The sequence below is a fragment of the bacterium genome, assembly GCA_026398675.1.
Classification (GTDB): Bacteria; RBG-13-66-14; RBG-13-66-14; order RBG-13-66-14; family RBG-13-66-14; genus RBG-13-66-14.
The window spans coordinates 1-2,135 of sequence record JAPLSK010000414.1 but is presented as its reverse complement, the minus strand read 5'-3'; the positions used below and the strand labels follow the sequence as shown (position 1 = coordinate 2,135).

1 protein-coding gene is annotated in these 2,135 nt (G+C 62.8%); it reads right to left on the bottom strand.

Translation table 11 applies throughout. The annotated features are described in order from the left end of the window. Positions 1–2,135 (bottom strand): hypothetical protein (locus NTW26_12040; GenBank protein ID MCX7022978.1); only part of this gene is annotated, 2,135 nt, incomplete at both ends.

Sequence of the window (2,135 nt, the reverse complement as noted above, 5' to 3'; positions counted from 1 at the left end):
GATGGCGTGGGAGTAAAGCAGGGACCGCTCAGAAGCTCGAAGGCCATGTCCAGGGTCTGGCCCGACCGTGGATGACCGCCGCAGCGGTAGGTGAGCTCACTCCAGTCGCTCCATTGCAGACCGTCGGTGGTCCACTTCTCGGCGGCATCGTCGTTCCAGTGGTCCAGGTTGGTCTTCCAGCCCCAGTAATTGCTCCCGCACAGATTGTTATACACGGCTTCGATGCTGACAAAATAGTAGTAGCCGGCGGTCTGGGAGAAGGGGCAGGGCAGACAGCTTTCATACTGGAATTCGTGCTCCCACTGGTCGGTGTACTGGAACCAGCAGCCGCTGGTCTCCTCCCCCCAAGCGGGGACGGTCCCGAGCCACGTCTCCCGGTAAACCTCGCAACTGGAGGAGGCCAGAATCGTGCCGGGCCGGCTGAAGCTCCCGGGGTGGGTGTACTCGTACCAGTTGACCTGGAAACTCCTATTGGGGCAGCCCGGCGGGGATACCGGCGCGTCCGTATCCTCGGAGTAGCCCGGATAGCTTCCCCACCAGCGAATATGGGTGATATTGCTCCCGTCCGTGCAGAGGAAATCGTCGGCGACCCGCACGCCCTGCTCTTCCCCGGGGATCTCCCAGCGGAAGGAATTGACATCATAGCCGAATTGCATATCCGGGAGCTGGGACCACTTAACGCCGGGCAGAAGCGTGGGCGTGGGAATCGGGGTGGGAATCGTGGCCGTCGGGGTCGGCGTCATGCTGGGTGTGGGCGTACTCGAGGGCGTGGGGGCGGGGGTCAACGTCGCCGTCGGCGAGGGCGGAGGGGTCCCCAACAACCAAGCCGGAGCGGCGTCCTCGTCGTGGTAGTCGTTAAGCGTCCCGCCGGGGTCGGTCTCGTCGCCGGTCCGCTCGTAGGCAAGGTTATTCCAGATGGAAATCCGTCCCGGGTTGCCGGAAAGCGAGGTCCACTCCACCCCGGTGGTGTTCCAGACGATGTCACCGCCGGAGCCGGAGGAATTGAAGGAGACATCGAAGCTGAGGCGGGCGGGGTTGGTCTGGACCCAGAAGAGGGGGATCTCCGGCCAGAAAACGGAGACGGCGGGAAGAGCGCCGGTATCGGCGGTAAAGGCGGGGCCGGAGAGGTACTGGATGTTGTTCTCCCAGTCGAAGGCCGGGGGGATGATATCCCTGAGTTCCACGTCATGGGCGGTAGCGGTGGAATCGGCGGTATGATAGACGGAAAGCGTGACGGTGAGCGTTTCCCCGATCAACCCGCTCTGGGGGTTGAATTCCTTTTCCACCCGGAGGTCGGGCTCGTAGACCTCGGTGTCGGAGGCGGAGGCGGCCAGCGGCCCGCCGCCTCCATAGAGGAGGAAAGCCAGGTTATTGAGCTGCGCCCCGTTGTAGCTGTACTGCTCGTTGGTGATGCAGACCGTGTAGGTGATAGTCACCGTGTTCGGGGCCGGGCCGGGCGGGTTGGTCACCGTTCCCAGGAACCACACGAGGTCTCTTCCCTGGTTGAGGACGATCGGCGTGGTCAAGCCGCTGATGCTGATGCCGGGGTCGCGGCTGAAACTGTCCTGGCGGACAAAGGCGAGTCCCGGATCGAGCTCATCGACCAGGGTCACATTCTCCATCGTCCCTTCGATCAAGGTGATGGTGACCCGGTACTGGAAGGTCTCGCCGATTACCGCGTTGCCGTCCCCCAGAAGAAGTTTGCTTAAGGCAAGGTCGGGCACGGTGACCTGATCGCTGTCCTCGTCGTTGTAGTCGTTGAGTGTTCCACCCGGATCGGAGAGGTCGCCGGTCCGCTCGTAGGCGTCCGGGTTGTAGGGCGAGACCTGCTCGGTCCCGATCGTCCAGCTTGTCCACTCCAGATGGACGGTGTCCGGGAGCACCTGGTTGGGCGCGACGGTATTGGCTATGATCACGTCAAAGGAGAATCGCACCGGGCTGACGGCGTTATAGTAGGTGTCCGCCTCGTCCCAGAAGAAGGTCACCACCGGCAACGCGCTGGTATCGCAGGTGAAGGCGGGACCGCTTATGTTCTGAACATTTTCCGACCAGATCAGCCCTTCGGTCACTACCTCGGAGAGGGTTATGTCGTGGGCCGACGCGGTGCTGTCGGTGGTATGGTTGAAGGCGACCGT